Annotated in this window: 16 protein-coding genes; 13 read left to right on the forward strand and 3 right to left on the reverse strand. The window is 63.7% G+C overall.

The window, feature by feature from the left end; all coding sequences use genetic code 11:
• The first annotated feature begins 1 nt into the window (after position 1).
• From ACSQ3D_RS22020 to ACSQ3D_RS22070, 11 genes are all read left to right on the forward strand, one after another.
• Positions 2-814: an enoyl-CoA hydratase/isomerase family protein gene (locus tag ACSQ3D_RS22020; protein ID WP_436128330.1), complete on the forward strand. Its 813-nt coding sequence runs from the start codon at positions 2-4 to the stop codon at positions 812-814.
• Positions 811-2,895, forward strand: a complete 2,085-nt coding sequence (locus tag ACSQ3D_RS22025) for an acetate--CoA ligase family protein (protein WP_436128331.1) — start codon at positions 811-813, stop codon at positions 2,893-2,895. Before ACSQ3D_RS22020 ends, ACSQ3D_RS22025 begins: the two co-directional genes overlap by 4 nt.
• On the forward strand, positions 2,895-4,949 hold the full coding sequence (locus tag ACSQ3D_RS22030) for a 3-hydroxyacyl-CoA dehydrogenase NAD-binding domain-containing protein (protein ID WP_436128332.1): 2,055 nt from the start codon (positions 2,895-2,897) through the stop codon (positions 4,947-4,949). The genes ACSQ3D_RS22025 and ACSQ3D_RS22030 overlap by 1 nt, the downstream gene beginning before the upstream one ends.
• Positions 4,950-4,959: 10 nt before the next feature.
• Positions 4,960-6,165, forward strand: a complete 1,206-nt coding sequence (gene pcaF, locus ACSQ3D_RS22035) for a 3-oxoadipyl-CoA thiolase (RefSeq protein WP_436128333.1) — start codon at positions 4,960-4,962, stop codon at positions 6,163-6,165.
• A gap of 140 nt (positions 6,166-6,305) precedes the next feature.
• Entirely contained in the window at positions 6,306-7,139 is an 834-nt protein-coding gene (locus tag ACSQ3D_RS22040) for a tripartite tricarboxylate transporter substrate binding protein (RefSeq protein ID WP_436128334.1), read from the forward strand.
• Positions 7,136-7,993: an alpha/beta fold hydrolase gene (locus ACSQ3D_RS22045; RefSeq protein ID WP_436128335.1), complete on the forward strand. Its 858-nt coding sequence runs from the start codon at positions 7,136-7,138 to the stop codon at positions 7,991-7,993. Before ACSQ3D_RS22040 ends, ACSQ3D_RS22045 begins: the two co-directional genes overlap by 4 nt.
• A 28-nt stretch (positions 7,994-8,021) precedes the next feature.
• Positions 8,022-9,356, forward strand: a complete 1,335-nt coding sequence (locus tag ACSQ3D_RS22050; protein ID WP_436128336.1) for an MmgE/PrpD family protein — start codon at positions 8,022-8,024, stop codon at positions 9,354-9,356.
• Positions 9,357-9,441: 85 nt separating this feature from the next.
• Positions 9,442-9,906, forward strand: a complete 465-nt coding sequence (locus ACSQ3D_RS22055; RefSeq protein WP_436128337.1) for a helix-turn-helix domain-containing protein — start codon at positions 9,442-9,444, stop codon at positions 9,904-9,906.
• Between the two features lie 671 nt (positions 9,907-10,577).
• Positions 10,578-11,141, forward strand: a complete 564-nt coding sequence (locus tag ACSQ3D_RS22060; RefSeq protein WP_436128338.1) for a DUF6891 domain-containing protein — start codon at positions 10,578-10,580, stop codon at positions 11,139-11,141.
• A 283-nt stretch (positions 11,142-11,424) separates the two neighbouring features.
• Complete coding sequence (locus ACSQ3D_RS22065) at positions 11,425-11,988, forward strand: TetR/AcrR family transcriptional regulator (RefSeq protein ID WP_082486141.1); 564 nt, start codon at positions 11,425-11,427, stop codon at positions 11,986-11,988.
• A gap of 67 nt (positions 11,989-12,055) precedes the next feature.
• Positions 12,056-12,637: a cytochrome b gene (locus ACSQ3D_RS22070; RefSeq protein ID WP_436128339.1), complete on the forward strand. Its 582-nt coding sequence runs from the start codon at positions 12,056-12,058 to the stop codon at positions 12,635-12,637.
• A gap of 410 nt (positions 12,638-13,047) precedes the next feature.
• On the opposite strand, the gene ACSQ3D_RS22075 is transcribed toward ACSQ3D_RS22070, so the two are convergent.
• A complete protein-coding gene (locus ACSQ3D_RS22075; protein WP_082486142.1) occupies positions 13,048-13,782 on the reverse strand; it encodes a LuxR family transcriptional regulator in 735 nt (244 codons plus the stop codon).
• Positions 13,783-13,815: 33 nt separating this feature from the next.
• Between ACSQ3D_RS22075 and ACSQ3D_RS22080 the strand changes: the two genes are divergently transcribed.
• A complete protein-coding gene (locus ACSQ3D_RS22080) occupies positions 13,816-14,217 on the forward strand; it encodes a DUF4902 domain-containing protein (protein ID WP_056412162.1) in 402 nt (133 codons plus the stop codon).
• Here ACSQ3D_RS22080 and ACSQ3D_RS22085 read toward each other — a convergent pair.
• A complete protein-coding gene (locus ACSQ3D_RS22085) occupies positions 14,180-14,773 on the reverse strand; it encodes an acyl-homoserine-lactone synthase (RefSeq protein WP_056412166.1) in 594 nt (197 codons plus the stop codon). The genes ACSQ3D_RS22080 and ACSQ3D_RS22085 overlap by 38 nt on opposite strands.
• Positions 14,774-14,926: 153 nt before the next feature.
• On the opposite strand from ACSQ3D_RS22085, the gene ACSQ3D_RS22090 reads away from it, so the two are divergent.
• A complete protein-coding gene (locus tag ACSQ3D_RS22090; protein ID WP_056412169.1) occupies positions 14,927-15,526 on the forward strand; it encodes a hypothetical protein in 600 nt (199 codons plus the stop codon).
• A gap of 134 nt (positions 15,527-15,660) precedes the next feature.
• Here the strand turns inward: ACSQ3D_RS22090 and ACSQ3D_RS22095 are convergent, their stop codons facing one another.
• Positions 15,661-16,098: a DUF6691 family protein gene (locus ACSQ3D_RS22095; RefSeq protein WP_056412172.1), complete on the reverse strand. Its 438-nt coding sequence runs from the start codon at positions 16,096-16,098 to the stop codon at positions 15,661-15,663.
• Between the last annotated feature and the right edge of the window lie 4 nt (positions 16,099-16,102).

Below are 16,102 nucleotides of genomic sequence, written 5' to 3' on the forward strand. Positions count from 1 at the left end.
AATGAGCTTCGCTCTGATCCACCTGGAGGTCGCCGACGGCATCGCGACCATCACCCTCAACCGCCCCGACAAGCGCAACGCCATGAGCGATGCCATGCGCAGCGAGTTCATCGAAGCGCTGGAACTTGTCTCTGCCGACAAGGCGATCAAAGCCTTGGTGCTGACCGGGGCCGGTAAGGGTTTTTGCGCTGGAGGAGACATTGCCGGCATGGAAAAGCGCATGAACGCACCGGCCGGAGACGTGGGCTTCAACGGCTGGCATCGCCAGCAACGTGTGCATCACGCCCAGGCTTTGCTGCACACCATGCCCAAGCCGGTGATTGCCGCCGTCAACGCCGCCGCATCGGGGCTGGGCGCCGACACCGCGCTGGCTTGCGACTTCATCATCGCGAGCGAATGGGCCAGTTTCACTTGGTCGTACATCCACCGCGGGATCATTCCAGATGGCGGCGGCATGTACTTCCTGCCACGCCGTGTGGGGTTGCCCAAAGCGAAAGAACTGATCTTCACAGGTCGGCCGGTCAAGGTGGACGAAGCGCTGGCTCTGGGCATCGTGGATCGCCAGACCTCGGCCGACTCGCTGCTGGCCGATGCAAAGGCCTGGGCCGCCGAGTTGAGCCAGGGTTCGGCCACTGCGCTGGCGCTGACCAAGACCATCCTCAACCAGAGCTTCGAGATGTCCGCGCAGCAGGTCTTTGCTCAGGGCAGCCAAGCCCAGGGTATCTGCTACACGAGCACGGAGCACCGCGAATCGGTGATGGCGTTTCTCGCCAAATCCGCTGTTGCGACAGCCGCCAAGGATGAAGCACCATGAACGCTATTTCTCGCTTGCTCAATCCGCGCAGCGTGGCAGTGATCGGCGCTTCGGCCGATGCCAGCAAGACCGCGGGCCGCCCGGTCTCCTACCTCGTCAAGCATGGCTTCGCGGGCGACATCTACCCGGTGAACCCCAAGGCCGACCGAATCGGCGACCTGCCGTGCTACAGCGACGTCGCCTCTCTTCCTTCAGTGCCTGACGTGGCCATTGTCTTGCTGGGCGCCGAGCGCGCTCATCTGGCGGTACGAGAGCTGTCTGCCCGCGGCTGCGCGGCGGCCATCGTATTGGCCAGCGGCTACACCGAGACTGGCGAGGACGGCGCACGCCGCCAACAGCAACTGGTAGAGGCAGCCGGGAGCATGCGCATCCTGGGCCCCAACACCATCGGACTCGTGAACCTGACGGACAGCATTGTGCTGTCGGCCACCGGAGCGCTCGAAATGGAGCACTTCCCCGTTGGCGGTATCGGCGTGGTATCGCAAAGCGGCGGCATCCTGGGCGCGCTGTTGTCGCGCGCTGCGGCCCGGGGCATCGGCCTGTCCAAGCTCATATCCACCAGCAACGAGGTGGATCTTGAACTCGCGGATTTCATCGACCACCTCGCCGACGACGACGCCACCAAGGTGATCGCGCTGTATGTGGAAACCGTGCGCAATCCCGCCAAGTTCCGCAACGCCTGCCTGAAGGCAGCGCGCAACGGAAAACCGGTGGTGGCTTTCAAGATTGGCCGCTCCGAGGCCGGCGCGCAAGCGGCGGTTTCGCACACCGGCGCCCTGGCCGGGGCCGACCGCATGTACGACGCACTGTTCCAGCAGATCGGGGTGATCCGTGCGCAGACGTTCTCAGACCTGCTGGACATTCCCGCAGCGCTGGCCACAGGCCGCAAACTGCACGGCAAGCGGGTGGCTATTCTCACCTCCACCGGCGGCGCAGGCACACTGGTATCGGACGACCTCGGCATGGCGGGCTTTGACACGCCCGCACCGGATGCTGCCACCGCGCAGGCGCTGCGCGCCTTGCAGACCGGAGACCATGCGGTGCTGGACCGCAACCCCATCGACGTAACGCTGGCAGGCCTGAAGCCAGACCTGCTGCGCGGTGCCATCAATGTGTTGCTCAAGAGCCCGAGCTATGACGCGCTGACCATCATCGTCGGCTCCTCCAGCCTCGCCATGCCCGAGCTGCTGGTGGGAGCCATTCAGGACTGCCTCCCAAACTCTGACAAGCCTGTCATTGCGTACGTCAGCCCGCATGCTCCCGAAGTCGGCGCATTGCTGACGAAGCGTGGCGTACCGGCATTTGCGGCGGCCGAGAGTTGCACTGCGGCGCTGCAGGCGATGTTCAATGTGGCGCAGCTCAAGCCGCAACTCGACGCCGTCGTTCCCCCCCAGGCCATCGTGGTGGACGATCTGCCCAACGGGTCGCTCGACGAATACCAGGCCAAGCAGCTGTTTACACGCTTCGGCATACCCTGCGCGGGAGAGCGCATCGTGGCAACGCCAGCCGAAGCACAGGTTGCGGCACGCGAAATGGGTGGCCGCGTGGTGCTGAAGATTCTCTCCGCCGAGATCACCCACAAGAGCGATGTGGGTGGCGTGGCGGTCAACCTGACGGCCGACACGGTGGGCGAGCGCCTGTCTGCCATGGCAGCCGAAGTGCAGACCAAGGCCGGCGTGCGGCCCGATCGCTTCCTCGTCCAGGAAATGGTCGGCGGCGGAACAGAACTGATCCTGGGCATGCACCGGGACTCTCTGGGCACAGCCATCCTGCTGGGTATGGGGGGCGTGACAGCGGAACTCTTCAAAGACGCGGCCATGCGGCTGCTGCCACCGGGCAGTGGTCTATCGCGGGAAGACGCCCTGTCGATGGCGCAGCAACTCAAGACATGGCCTCTGCTGGACGGCTTTCGCGGCAGGCCCAAAGCCGATGTGGATGCACTCGTATCAGCCATCGTGGCCTTCTCTCTGATGGCTGCGCAATTGGGCGACCGGCTGCTGGAAGCGGAGATCAACCCGGTGTTCGTACTGCCGCAAGGCCAAGGTGTCCGGGCAGCCGACGGTGTCGTGGTGCTGGCCTGATGAGCGCTTTTTCTACAGACCAGGTGCGTCTGGAGCGCGACGGTGACGTGGGCGTGATCTGGATCGACAACCCCCCGATCAACGCCGGCTCGGCGGCCGTACGTGCGGGCCTCATGCGCGCAGTCGCTGAAGTGGCATCCGACGACCATCTGACCGCTGCTGTTTTGATCGGAGCGGGCACTACATTCATCGCCGGCTCGGACCTGCGCGAGTTCGGTCAACCGCTGGTCGATCCGCAGCTTCCCGCCGTGATCGCTGCCATCGAAGCCTGTCACAAGCCGTTCGTCGCCGCGCTGCATGGTGCTGCGCTGGGAGGTGGGTTCGAGCTTGCGCTCGGCTGCGACGCTCGCTTGGCGGCACGGGGCACGGTCGTAGGCCTGCCCGAAGTCACGCTGGGCATCATCCCCGGCGCGGGTGGAACGCAAAGGCTGCCTCGCCTGGTCGGCATACCTCGCGCCATATCGATGATCTGCGCTGGGGAGCGGATCCAAAGCGCCGCGGCGCTCGACTCTGGACTGGTCGATGCCTTGACCGATGGCGATCTGCTGGAAGCGGCGGTGGCGCTTGCACGAAGCTTGGCGGGCACCAAGCAACGGCTGCGGGACCGCGTCGTACCGGCGGCTCCACCGCACGCGGTGGCGGACGCTGCGGCCGCCGCCCTGAAGGCAGGCAAAGCACGGCCGGCAGTCATCGCCGCCATCGCAGCCGTGAAGGCGGCGGCCGAGCCGGACTTCGACGTGGCTCTTGCCAGTGAGCGCGCGGCATTTGAGCAACTTCGGCTGTCGCCAGAGGCTGCGGCGCTGCGCCATCAGTTTTTCGCAGAACGAGAAAGCGCAAAGCATTCGACACTGGCGCACATCGCCCCCCGCGCCGTGCGCTGCGCAGCGGTCATTGGCGCCGGCACCATGGGCACAGGCATCGCCATCGCCGTGCTGGATGCAGGCTTCGATGTGTTGCTGCTCGAGCACGATGGCATGGCACTGGAGCGTGGCCGCACCCGCATCTCCGACCACTACTCGGGGCGCGTGAAGGCTGGCAAGTTGGCACCCGCGCTCGCACAGGATCGCCAAAGCAGGCTTAGCGCAACGCTGGACTGGGATGGCCTCTCTGCTGCAGATCTGGTGATCGAGGCAGTATTTGAAAGCCTGGACGTCAAGCGCCAGGTCTTTGCGCGCATCGATGCACTGGCCCGCCCCGGTGCCGTGCTGGCCAGCAACACGTCCTACCTGGACCTGGATGCCATCGCCCGCGCGACCACCCGGCCTCAGGATGTCATCGGGCTGCACTTCTTCAGTCCTGCCAACGTGATGCGACTGGTGGAAGTCGTACGGGGAAAGGCCTCGTCGCCAGACGCCTTGGCCACCGGGCTGGCGTTCGCCCGCAAGCTCCGCAAGTTGCCACTGTTGACAGGCAATGCTTTCGGATTCGTCGGCAATCGGCTTTACGCCGCATATCGGCGCCAGTGTGAGTTCCTGATCGAAGAAGGCGCCTGGCCCGAACAGGTGGATGCGGCCTTGCAAAGCTTTGGCTTTGCGATGGGCCCCTTCGCCGTGGCCGACCTGTCGGGCCTCGACATCGCTTGGCGAATGCGACAAGCCCAGGCCGCCACACGCGGTCTTGCAGGGCGCTATGTGGACATTGCCGACCGGCTGTGCGAGGCTGGCCGATGGGGTCGCAAGACAGGCGCAGGCTACTACCGCTACCCCGACGGCCGAACACCAGAGGTGGACGGCTCCACGCAGGCGCTGATCGCAGCCGCTCGCGCCGACAAGGGCATCGTGGCACGCGCCATCAGCGACGAAGAGATCCAGCGCCGCGCGTTGTTGGCGCTCGTCAATGAGGCGCTGTTGTTGCTCACCGACGGCATCGCTGCCCATGCCACGGATATCGATGTCGCGCTGGTCAACGGCTATGGTTTCCCACGCTGGGAAGGCGGGCCGGTGTTCTGGTCGCGGATGCGCGGCAAGGACGCCCTCGCGAAGGATCTCGACATGCTTGCGGACTGCAGCGGGCCAGGCTTCGTGCGCGGAGACATTCACCAATTATTCCAATGAGACAGTCCCCATGACCTTTCATGCCTATATCTGCGACGCAGTTCGCACTCCTTTTGGACGCTACGGCGGCAGCTTGTCGACCATGCGCGCGGACGACCTGGGCGCCGTGCCCTTGCGCGCTCTGATGGCGCGCAATCCGACACTCGACTGGGACGCCGTCAACGACATCGTCTACGGCTGTGCCAACCAGGCCGGTGAGGACAACCGAAACGTCGCGCGCATGTCCGCACTGCTGGCCGGCCTTCCTGTCAGCCTGCCGGGCAGTACCGTGAACCGGCTGTGCGGCTCGGGCCTTGACGCGCTGGGCACGGCGGCGCGCGCCATCAAGTCTGGAGAGGCGCACCTGATGCTGGCCGGTGGTGTGGAGAGCATGAGCCGCGCACCCTTTGTGATGGCCAAGGCCGAGGCAGCTTTCTCGCGCGCCGCCCAGATCGAGGACACGACGATTGGATGGCGCTTCGTCAATCCACGCATGAGGGTCTTGCACGGTGTGGACAGCATGCCTCTAACGGCAGAGAACGTCGCTGCCGACTTCCGCATCTCCCGGCTGGACCAGGATCGCATGGCACTGGCGTCTCAACGCAAGGCTGTCGCTGCGCAGCAGCGCGGGTTCTTCGACGCGGAAATCGTGCCGGTCGCGGTACCTCAAAAGAAAGGCGACCCCTTTGTCGTGGCGCGCGATGAGCATCCGCGCGAGACCAGCGCGGAGGCGCTTGCCAAACTGAAAGGGGTCGTGCGTGCGGACGGCACCGTCACGGCGGGCAATGCATCTGGTGTCAATGACGGCGCCTGTGCTCTGCTGCTGGCCAGTGAAGACGGTGCTGCGCGGCATGGCCTCAGCCCACGCGCCCGCGTGGTGGCGATGGCCACGGCCGGCGTGCCTCCCCGGATCATGGGCATGGGCCCCGCACCTGCCACGCGCAAGGTCTTGGAGCTGGCCGGTTTGACGCTGGCGAAGATGGATGTGATCGAGCTCAACGAAGCATTTGCGGCGCAGGGCCTGGCCGTGCTGCGCGATCTCGGTCTGGACGATGACGACCCTCGCGTCAATCCCAATGGCGGAGCCATCGCCTTGGGCCATCCGCTGGGTGCATCCGGGGCGCGGCTTGCCACCACGGCGGTGAACCAGCTGCACGCCAGTGGCGGCCGCTATGCCTTGGCCACCATGTGCATCGGCGTCGGCCAGGGCATCGCCGTGGTATTGGAGCGCGTATGAACCGCGGAATGACGAATCGTCGCGCCCTATTGGCTGGTGCTGCTTGTGCCCTTGTGGCGCCCTGGGTATCAGCGCAAGCGTTCCCCAGCAAACCCCTGCGGCTCATCGTGCCCTTCCCTGCAGGCGGGGGTACGGACGCCATGGCAAGAGCACTCGGTGACGCGCTGTCTCGCGACCTGGGCCAGTCCGTGATCGTCGACAACAGGTCCGGCGCGGGCACCGTGATCGGCAACGACGCTTTGGCCAAGAGTCCGCCAGATGGGCACAGCTTGCTGCTCAATACCAGTGCGATCGCCATCGTGCCCAGCCTTCACCCCAAACTGCCCTACCCTGCGGACACGGCCTTCGCGCCGGTCATGCTGCTGGGCCGCGCGCCCAACGTAGCGGTCGTGCGCATGGACAGTCCCATGAAGTCCGCCGCAGACTTCATCGCGCAGGCCCGAGCCCATCCGGGAAAGATGGCCTATGGCTCGGCCGGCAACGGGACCTCCACGCACCTGGCGGCAGAACTGCTCAAAAGCACGGCCAAACTGTTCGTCACCCATGTGCCGTACCGTGGCGCGGCACCGGTCATCAACGATGTGGTGGCCGGACAGATCGACCTGGCTTTCGGCACCCTGCCCAGCGTGGCCCCGATGCTTACCAGCGGCAAGTTGCGGGCGTTGGCAGTCACAAGTGCCAAGCGCTCCCCACTGCTTCCGGATGTGCCCACCTTTGCCGAGTCGGGCGTGACCGGCTACGAAGCAGATGTCTGGTACGGGGTGTTCGTGCCGGGCGCAACGCCTGCAGGTATCGTTGATCAACTGTATGCCGCCGTCCAGCGTGCGGCCCAGACCGATTCATTCCAGCGCCGTGCTGCGGCGGAGGGCCTGGTGCTGACCATGGACCGCCCCCAGGAGACTGCCCGCATCGTGCGTGCCGAAGAGTCCAAGTGGCGGCGTGTAATCCAGGCCCAATCCATCAAAATCGAATGATTCAAATGCCTGTGCGTGCACAGAACGATGAGCAAGCGGCCGACGAGCAACTCGCTGCATTGAGGCGTTTGACGCAACGCCACGTTGTTCACAGCCACGGTGGTCGCGTCGTGTGGCGGATGCTGGGTGCCGGTCGACCCCTGGTCATGCTGCACGGCGGCCACGGCAGCTGGCTGCATTGGGCACGCAATATCGAGGCCCTGGCTGCGCAACGAAGCGTCTGGGTACCCGACATGCCCGGCTACGGCGAGTCGGATGCTCCGGCCGACGCCACACTGGCATCCTTGCTACAGCGCCTCGGCGGCAGCCTTGACAGGTTGTTAGGCCCCCAGACTCCGATTGACCTTGCCGGCTTTTCGTTTGGCGGCCTGGTGGCTGCCCATCTGGCCGCGGTTCGGTCCGGCGTAGATCGCCTGGCTTTGCTCGGTGCCGCGGGCCATGGCGGCGCTCGGCGTCCATCCGCCCCCTTGATCGCATGGCGCGACGTGGTGGGCGATGCTGCTGCACTCAGGCATGTGATGCGCCACAACCTGCTGGCCCACATGCTTCATGAACCGGACAACGTTGACGCGCTGGCATTGCGCATCCAAACCGATGCCTGCCTGCACACGCGCTTTCGCAGCAAGAGCATTTCGCGCGCCGGCGGTCTCCAGGCTTTGCTAGGAAGGGTTCGAGGAACCGTGAGGATGGCCTGGGGCGCGCACGACTCCACGGCCACCCCTGAGGTGCTGGCCCCCCAACTTGCAGCCTGCCATCCAAACGTCGGATGTGTGATCGTGCCAAGCGCGGGTCACTGGGTGCAATACGAATCAGCGCCTGCAGTCAACGCGATGCTGCGCGACTGGCTGGCATGAAATCCAATCTTTGAAAGAACATATCACCATGCATGCCACCGAAGTGTTCGGCCGCTACGCCGAAGAATACCGACAGTCAGTCCTCGACGACGATGTCATCCACCACGCCAAGCGGGCTGTCATCGATTGGTACGCATCTCTGTTTCCAGGATTGGCGGCCGATCCGCTGACGCAGCTGGAGCAGGTGCTGGCCGACGACCTGGACCATGGCCGCGCTCGGCTGGGAAATGGCCGCAGCGCTACGGCCCGGGCTGCCGCGCTTTACAACGGTACGGCGGCACACGCCGCCGAAGTGGACGACAGTTTTCGCGACGCCATGTACCACCCAGGCGCCGCCACCATTGCGGCGGCCCTCGCGGTCAGCCAGGATGTGAACGCCAGTGGCTTGGCTTTTCTGCGCTCGCTGGTGCTGGGCTACGAGGTCTCGACGCGCATCGGCGTGGTGATGGGCCGCCGTCACTACCGGTTCTGGCACAACACCGGCACGATCGGCAGCTTTGGCGCCGCGGCTGCCGCTGGTGGCGCACTCGGGCTGGGGGCACAACCCTTCGCTCATGCACTCGCCACCGCCGCCACGTTTGCCGCGGGCCTCCAACAGGCGTTTCGCATGGACTCCATGTCCAAACCGCTGCATGCCGGGCGGGCGGCCGAAGCGGGCCTGCTGGCCGCGCAGCTGGCCGCCAAGGGCGTGACAGGATCTCTGGACGTGCTCGACGGCGAGGCCGGACTGGGCCGCGCCATGAGCAATGGGCCGGACTGGTCGCAGGTCGGTGACGGTCTCGGCAGCGATTTCCACATCAAGCGCCTGACGTTCAAGAATCACATCGGGTGCGGCCATACTTTCGCGGCCATTGACGCGGCACTGGCACTGAGAGAGCAGCACAGCCTGCAGGTGCAGGACATTGCGCACGTCCAGATCGACACCTACAAGCCTGCGCTGGACATCGCATGCTACGAACGCCCCAGCACCGCAAATGAAGCGCGTTTCAGCCTGAGATATGTGGTGGCAACCGCATTGGCACGCGGCAGTGTTCGGTTGGCCGCCTACGAACCGCAGCAACTCGAGCACCAGCAAACACGCGATCTCATGACGCGCATCGAAGCCCGTGTTGACCCTGACATCGACGCTGCATTCCCTGGGCAACGCGCCGCACGCGTCGAGATCACGACCTGCAGCGGCGACAAGTTGGTGCACTTGCAGCCCAACCGCAAGGGTGACCCGGAGCTGCCGCTGTCCGACACAGAACTGGAGAGCAAGTTAATCGAACTGGCATCTCCGGTGATCGGCGGGCAGCGGGCTGCGCAACTGCTGCAGCGGATCTGGAGCCTCGAACAAGCCTTGGACCTGCGAGGTTTGAACTGAGTCCGTTTTCGATCCTGGCCTATCGGATCATGGGCTGACATCCGCCGAATGGGCGGCATGCAACCACAAAAGCTACCATTGGCGTATGAATACATTTTCCAACGCCTTTCGCGCTGAAGTCGTCCGCATGGCGCGCAAGGAGCTCAAGCCCGAGCTGCAAGGCATGCGCAAGGCGATCACCAGCCAACGCTCCGAGATCGCGGCCTTGAAGCGGGATGTGAAGAACCTCACCTCGCAACTCAAGGCTGCGCAACGCCAGACCCAGGCCGCGGCAGCGGCCGAGCCGTCCAATTCTGTCAAGGCCCCGAAACAGGCCGCCAGCGACACGTTCGAGTTTGCGCCCGAGATGCTCGCACGGATGCGCCAGGCGCTGGGCGCGACTCAGCTCCAAATGGCAGCGCTGTTGGCCGTCAGCCCGCTGTCGTACTCCAGGTGGGAAAAGGGCCAAACCCAGCCCCGTACCAAGCAGCTTGCGAAGATCGAGGACGTCGTGAGGATGGGGCTGGTCAAGGCAGGAAAGAAGATGCACCGGGCAGCAGCGAAGGCCTGAGTTCAGAGCCGCGGTGCGCTGAGGATCACCCCTCTCGCCCGGCGTACGCGCTGGATCCACATTGCAGTTACGTTTTCAGCAGATGAAGGATCTGCGCAAGAGACTGCTTTTTAACCCCCAGGCACTGGGCCTCAGATTCTCAAAGTCATCAATGCTTGGAGGCGTTGTCGATTGATCGACCAATTGACGACTTGGGGTTGCGTCTTGATGAACTCTATACGCGCGATTTTTCGGCGCTGCCGTGGTGGGCGCCAACAAGAAGGCCGTCTTTGGCCATGTGGACAAATCGCGCGTGATCGCCACGCTCACCAGGACGCTGTGACAAGCGCTGGGCTTGCCAGCATGGCTTGGCTCAGGGCTTGCACTGGCGGAGTGCCCCCCGAGAAGCACCGGCTGTGGCGGCGCGAACGCCCTGCGCTCTTGGGTCGTCACAACGGCTACCCTGGCGCCCATTGCGAACGATGGTGTCGCCGCAGCTCCTGCATCGCATGACACCGGCCCCGCGCTTATGCCAGACATAAACGCGGGGCGCTTTCTTTGCTGCACGCGGTCTGCCATCATTCGCCACACTGACGGGAGGGAGTTGCAGGTTCCTGGTGTGCGGGTGATCCGCAGACTGTCCGCACACCAGGCGGCTTGCTTCCCTGCACCTTCACTTCGCGTTATCTACCATGCCCATCGACCCAGACGCACAACGAGAACTTCAAGCCCTGATCCGCGGCGGCTTCGAGGACCGACATCGCATCATCGAAATCCTGACCGAAGAGATGTATGAACCTGGCGAACTCGACGCCGCCGAGGTCGAACACGCATTGGACGCGGCGATTCGAGCGCACGAGGAGTCCAAAATTGGTTGGCCTGCAATCACAGACTGCGATCGGCTGGACGCAACATTTGATGCGCTCGGCCAGCGCGGCATCATCGCGCTACAGAATGCAGGCTACACGCAAAGCGATGGCTATGACGACGTGATCAGCGAGCACCAGGAAGCTGCGGATCCGGACCGTTTTTTCGGCTACTGCTTCTTTCACGGACAGGACTTGGCGCGCGCAATCGAGGGCGGCGGGCTCTTTCTGGCCTTCGGGCCACTGGACGCCAGCAAGGAAGACATCGAAGGTCCGCGTGTTGGCGAACTGGTGGCTGAGGAGCTGCGCCGTGCAGGGTTCGAAGTGCGGTGGAATGGGTCGTTCCAGCAGCGCATTCATGTGCCAGCCTTCGACTGGAAAAGGCGCTGACGCCCTCATTCTCAACCGCGTCAGGCAGTGCCCCAGCCGTGCAGCAGTGGGCGACCTCCTACGGGTTCAGGGCCTGGAAGACCTCGAGAGTGGTTCATCGAGACATCACGGCGTAACGCCACGCTCATGCGACCAGGCAAGTGCCTGCATGGCTTTGTGAATGTCGGCGGGACGTGCTCCCTCGCAGCAATGATATTTGACATACGTAACGTATGCGAAATAACATACGCCACGTATGTCTAGAGATTCATTGCCCAAACCCCAACGCCGCACCAGAGCCGACATGGCCGAAGAGACCCGGGCCAAACTGGTGGCTACCGCACGGCGGGCGTTTGCCGAGCAGGGCTACGCGCAGACGTCGATGGACGACTTCACCAGCGAGGCCGGCCTGACGCGTGGCGCGCTCTACCACCACTTTGGCAGCAAGCAGGGTCTGCTCGTCGCGGTCATCGAGCAGATCGAAGCCGAGGTCGGCCTGCGTCTGGACGCTGTGTCTGCGGCAGCGCCCAATCTGTGGGAGGGCTTTCGCAGCCGGTGCCGCACCTACCTGGAGCTGGCGCTGGAGCCGGAGATCCGCCGGGTCATCCTGCAGGATGCGCGCGCGGTGTTCGGGGACGTGCCGCAAGCCGCGCAGTCCGTGGGAATCTCCGCGTTGCAGGCAGCCCTGCAGCGGATGGTTGACGAGCAAACGATCAGGCCACTCCACGCCGGTGCGATGGCCCGCATGCTCTACGGCGTTGTCACCGAGGCATCGTTCTGGATCGCTGAACCGGATGGCGATCAGCCCGAGCGCCTGGCCCAGGCGCTCGCCGGCCTGGACCGCCTGCTCAGCGGATTGCTTGCCTGACTGGGCCGCGAACCGCCTCCCCTTCTCCTGTTTCTCTTGATCAGCCGGGAATCATCCATATATCCATATGCAGTGGCATAACTCCGCCGCCCGCTTCGGCGCGCTTGCCAAGCTTTTTCATTGGACCAGCGCAGCCGCATTCATCGGTGCCTACCTCGTCGTCTATTACGTAATCTGGTTCATGGACGACACCACCCCCGAAGCACTGCCGGTGCTCAACGTCCATTGGGCACTGGGCCTGTTGGTGGGATTTGTCACGCTGCCGCGCTTGCTGTGGCGCCTGTGGAACGTGCAGCCACAGCAGCCTCCAGGGACAGCCGTGGAGCATGTGCTGGCCCACACAGCGCACGCCGGCCTGTATGCCCTGCTGATCGCCATGCCCTTGACCGGCTACATCGGCACCGGCGCTCCCACCGACATGGGCCTGTTTGCGGTGCCAGGCTTCAACGAGACGCAACTGTTCAGCTGGATCAGCCAAACCTTTGGTGTGGACTGGGACACGTTCGAGGCGCCGGTTGATGCGGTGCATCACTTTCTCGGCAAATTCGTGGCCTGGGTAGTGGTGGCGCTGCATGTGGCGGCGGCACTGATCCACCACATGGGGCGGCGGGACGACGTCCTCACACGCATGCTGCCTTTCAAGGACTGAGGCGCTAGGCGCTTCGCAACACCAAACACGCCGTCAGTTGCAGATCGCGGCCCATTTGGGGGGCATGCACTGCGGCTTGCGTTTCCCGCAGTCCGATGACGTGGCCCATAGTCATCACCAGCTCCGGCAGGCGGGCTCGGGTGAGAGTTTTCGATCCCAGGGAAAAGCGCAGACCGACGCGATTCAATCGGCCGACCTCACAAGGCCCAAGCCACCACCACCGCGCTCATTCACACGTCCACCGCTGTGCTACAGCTACGCAGGGCGGTCGCTTGTCAAACCGTAAGCAGTCGCTTCGATGCTAATTGGCAACGGTATGGCTAGTAGAAATGATAGCCCTCTCATTCCTGATGGTGGCACTGCGGCGCCGCGTGCGTAGAGTTGCCGCGATGTCGCCGCTCACGACCCACCTACGTCAACAACCCCAGGCGGAATGCAACCGCTATTGCCTGGGAGCGGTTTTTCACGTCCAGCTTCTCCATGACATTCTTGATGTGAAACACCACGGTGGGCTCTGCGATGGACATGATCTGCCCGATCTCGGCGGATGTCTTGCCCAGGGCGACCCAGCTGAGGCACTGGGACTCCTGCGCCGACATGGGGGGTCTGCCTGCGAGTGCTGCCTCCGTGGCGATCAACCCTCTGTGCGCAAAATGAGCGCAACTGGCAAGCACCTTTCCCGCCGCCAGCAGTTGTTGCTGCTCCCGAGGGTCAGAAATGGGCTGGTCGCGGGCCAGGCTGACCATGGTTTTGACACCCCGCGCCTCGTGCACAGGCACACTGAGTCCGAAGCCCAGGCCGTGCGAGCGAGCTTCTTCGAAGAAGTGAAGCGTCCCGGACTGGGCAAAAAAGTCTTCGGACCACACAATCGCGTCTGTGGACGTCCGGCAATGGTGTACGGTGGGGTCGAGCGCGGCATACTGCCGCTCGGCGTAAAGGCGTTGCCATCCGGGCGGATACCCGCTCGCAATCTTGTACACAGGGGCCCCGTTATCGTCGAACCACTGCGTGCCCACCATGAATCGTTCAAAACCGATCTCGCGAGAAATTGTCTCCATGGCCGAAAAAAACGCTTGATCAGTCGACGCGTCAAATATCTTCGACATCAGGTCGAACGAACCGGGCATTGAAACGCCTGTCGACATTGGATACTCCACCTCTCAGTTGGTAACAACTCCATGATAGGCGTCAGCAGAGCAAACCACGACTACTATGTGCGCATACCGGTGGGTGAAATTCATCGCATCGGCCTCGAGCACCACTCCACCGAGACCAGCTGCGCCATGGCGCGAAGCGGGTTCACAGAGTGGATTGCGCGCTGTGACAGCGCTTTGGTGGTGGTGAGCTGGGATTGGACACGGCTGGACGACGGGTCGATCGTGCATCCTCACCCGCGCATCGTCCTGTCCAACCTCATGCTGTTGAATGACCATGCTTTTGACCAGGGAATCGACCGGACCGAGGCAGAGCTGCTGCTGCTGCTCGACCGGATCGACTGGAAGTCCGCAGTGTCCAGCACCTGCGAACGGGTGATGCGCGGTCTCAGTGGCTACGCTGAGCTTGGATGGCCGAGAGTGTGATGTGATCGATTTCAATCATCAGCGCCACTGCCGACGCAACTCCGATCCGGATGGAAGGACCCATCCTGTGCACGTTCAGCCCTTGGTGGCGGAGCATTCTTTCCATGACGGGGGTGGTCACCGTCACGTACCGGGCAATGTTGTTCTCGATCGCATGCTGGGCGGTCTGGCGCATCAACGCCATCGGCATCTCACCGAAGGTGGCGTTCGCAGTCCCCACGCGGTCGGTCGCTACCGCGAACCGGCTCAGTTCCCAGCAGTCGTCACTCGCAGGTGCCGCCTGACCATGAAGCAGCTCCGGAAAGCTGTCCTTGAGCATGTAGGAGCCTGTCGTGGGAAGCAGTCTCCAGCAGGCGTCCACCGACCCGTTGGGATGTTTGGCCAGAACGTAGGCCACATCGGGCAGATCATCGAAATGGTCTCTCTCCATTCCGTCCTGCGCCTTCACGTCCCAACCGAGCCTTTCGTGGAAAACAGCATACCGAAGCTGGAACATCGCTCGCAGGTCGCCGTGGTCGATGTGCGCGGGTGTGAAAATTTGGATGTCGTAGTTCATCTGGCTTTTGCGGAAGTGGTCCGAAAAGCTATTGAACCCAGCAGCGCACGCCGTAGAAACTGTCAGAAGAGGTAGCTTGCGCCCTCCTTCAACTTGAGGCTGCGAAGCCTGCTGTTCGTCGACAATCGCGATTTGCCGTTCGCTGTTTCGACCATGTTCTCCATCCACCTGCCCCGCCGCGCCACCGCCTACTTCGCCCCCTTTCTCACCATCCTCGCGCTGCTTTGGCTCGCAGCCTTGGCGCCCGTCCACGCAGCACCGGCCATCAGCTACAGCAAGGATGGGGTGAGCTTCGAGCACCCCGAGGGATGGAAGGTCACCGAGGACGTGGTCGCGCAGGATGAAACCCGCTTGCGCAGCATCGACATCGAGGGGCCCGACGAAGCCGTCGTGACCTTGATGTTCAGCCCACTGCTGGCCGGCCAGGACATCGAGAAATTTGCAGCGACTGCAGCCCGCAATCGCGAGGATGCGGCGCGGGCCAATACCGCCCAGAAGGTAAAAATGGGCCCTGCGACCACCGCACCCATTGCCCGCCCAGTGGGCGGCAAGGACACCAAGGGTGTGTCCCAACGCTTCGTGGTCAGCCTGCTTGGCCAGGACCTGCCCCACGAGGCGCGTTTCTTCAAGGCGACGCTGGGCGGAACCACCGTCATCATCATGACCCAGGTGGCCGACGAAAACGCCCGGGCTGCCGAGCCCGGCTTTGCGATGGCGCTCGGTACGTTGCGCTACAGCGGCAGCAAGCGCTGAGCCGCCACAGCGCACAGCGCGCGATACAGGCTGTGTGAACGCGTGGACTTCGGTGGTCTTGCGGGCGCTGAAAAGACGATGACGATGACGGTGACGACGGCGCGGCTCCCGCATCGCTCAGCAGGCGCCCGCCCCTAGCCTGCACCTTCCCCCCGCGAGGCTTTCCATCGCTCCAGCAGTTCAAAGATGCCCATGCCCGCCAGCATCGCGATCGCAAAGATGATGGCCTTGGCCTGCCCCATTCCCACCGCCACCATCGCCGGCCCTGGGCAAAACCCTGCAACGCCCCAGCCCACGCCAAACAGCAGGCTTCCGCCGATCAGGCGGCGATCAATGCTGCGAGTCTGAGGCAACTTCATCTGTGCACCCAGGAAGGACTCCCTGCGGCGTTTGGCGACGGAGAAGGCCACGAGGCCGATACTGATGGCCCCGGCCATCACCAACGCGAGCGACGGGTCCCAGCGGCCGGCCAGATCCAGAAAGCCAAGCACCTTGGCCGGATCGGCCATGCCGGAGACGATCAATCCGATGCCAAACACCAGGCCAGCCACGAAAGTGGTGAACAGTTTCATCTGA

The organism is Acidovorax sp. LjRoot117, assembly GCF_964252695.1.
Lineage (GTDB): Bacteria > Pseudomonadota > Gammaproteobacteria > Burkholderiales > Burkholderiaceae_C > Acidovorax.

Excerpts from the sequence above, each read along its gene's own strand:
- ACSQ3D_RS22045 (WP_436128335.1), top strand. The coding sequence starts at position 7,136 with ATGATTCAAATGCCTGTGCGTGCACAGAACGATGAGCAAGCGGCCGAC.
- ACSQ3D_RS22095 (WP_056412172.1), bottom strand. The coding sequence starts at position 16,098 with ATGAAACTGTTCACCACTTTCGTGGCTGGCCTGGTGTTTGGCATCGGA.
- ACSQ3D_RS22055 (WP_436128337.1), top strand. The coding sequence starts at position 9,442 with ATGAATACATTTTCCAACGCCTTTCGCGCTGAAGTCGTCCGCATGGCG.
- ACSQ3D_RS22085 (WP_056412166.1), bottom strand. The coding sequence starts at position 14,773 with ATGAACTACGACATCCAAATTTTCACACCCGCGCACATCGACCACGGC.
- ACSQ3D_RS22020 (WP_436128330.1), top strand. The coding sequence starts at position 2 with ATGAGCTTCGCTCTGATCCACCTGGAGGTCGCCGACGGCATCGCGACC.
- ACSQ3D_RS22090 (WP_056412169.1), top strand. The coding sequence starts at position 14,927 with ATGTTCTCCATCCACCTGCCCCGCCGCGCCACCGCCTACTTCGCCCCC.
- ACSQ3D_RS22060 (WP_436128338.1), top strand. The coding sequence starts at position 10,578 with ATGCCCATCGACCCAGACGCACAACGAGAACTTCAAGCCCTGATCCGC.
- ACSQ3D_RS22050 (WP_436128336.1), top strand. The coding sequence starts at position 8,022 with ATGCATGCCACCGAAGTGTTCGGCCGCTACGCCGAAGAATACCGACAG.
- ACSQ3D_RS22025 (WP_436128331.1), top strand. The coding sequence starts at position 811 with ATGAACGCTATTTCTCGCTTGCTCAATCCGCGCAGCGTGGCAGTGATC.
- ACSQ3D_RS22075 (WP_082486142.1), bottom strand. The coding sequence starts at position 13,782 with ATGTCGACAGGCGTTTCAATGCCCGGTTCGTTCGACCTGATGTCGAAG.
- ACSQ3D_RS22065 (WP_082486141.1), top strand. The coding sequence starts at position 11,425 with ATGGCCGAAGAGACCCGGGCCAAACTGGTGGCTACCGCACGGCGGGCG.
- ACSQ3D_RS22080 (WP_056412162.1), top strand. The coding sequence starts at position 13,816 with ATGATAGGCGTCAGCAGAGCAAACCACGACTACTATGTGCGCATACCG.
- ACSQ3D_RS22030 (WP_436128332.1), top strand. The coding sequence starts at position 2,895 with ATGAGCGCTTTTTCTACAGACCAGGTGCGTCTGGAGCGCGACGGTGAC.
- ACSQ3D_RS22040 (WP_436128334.1), top strand. The coding sequence starts at position 6,306 with ATGGCAAGAGCACTCGGTGACGCGCTGTCTCGCGACCTGGGCCAGTCC.
- ACSQ3D_RS22070 (WP_436128339.1), top strand. The coding sequence starts at position 12,056 with ATGCAGTGGCATAACTCCGCCGCCCGCTTCGGCGCGCTTGCCAAGCTT.
- pcaF (WP_436128333.1), top strand. The coding sequence starts at position 4,960 with ATGACCTTTCATGCCTATATCTGCGACGCAGTTCGCACTCCTTTTGGA.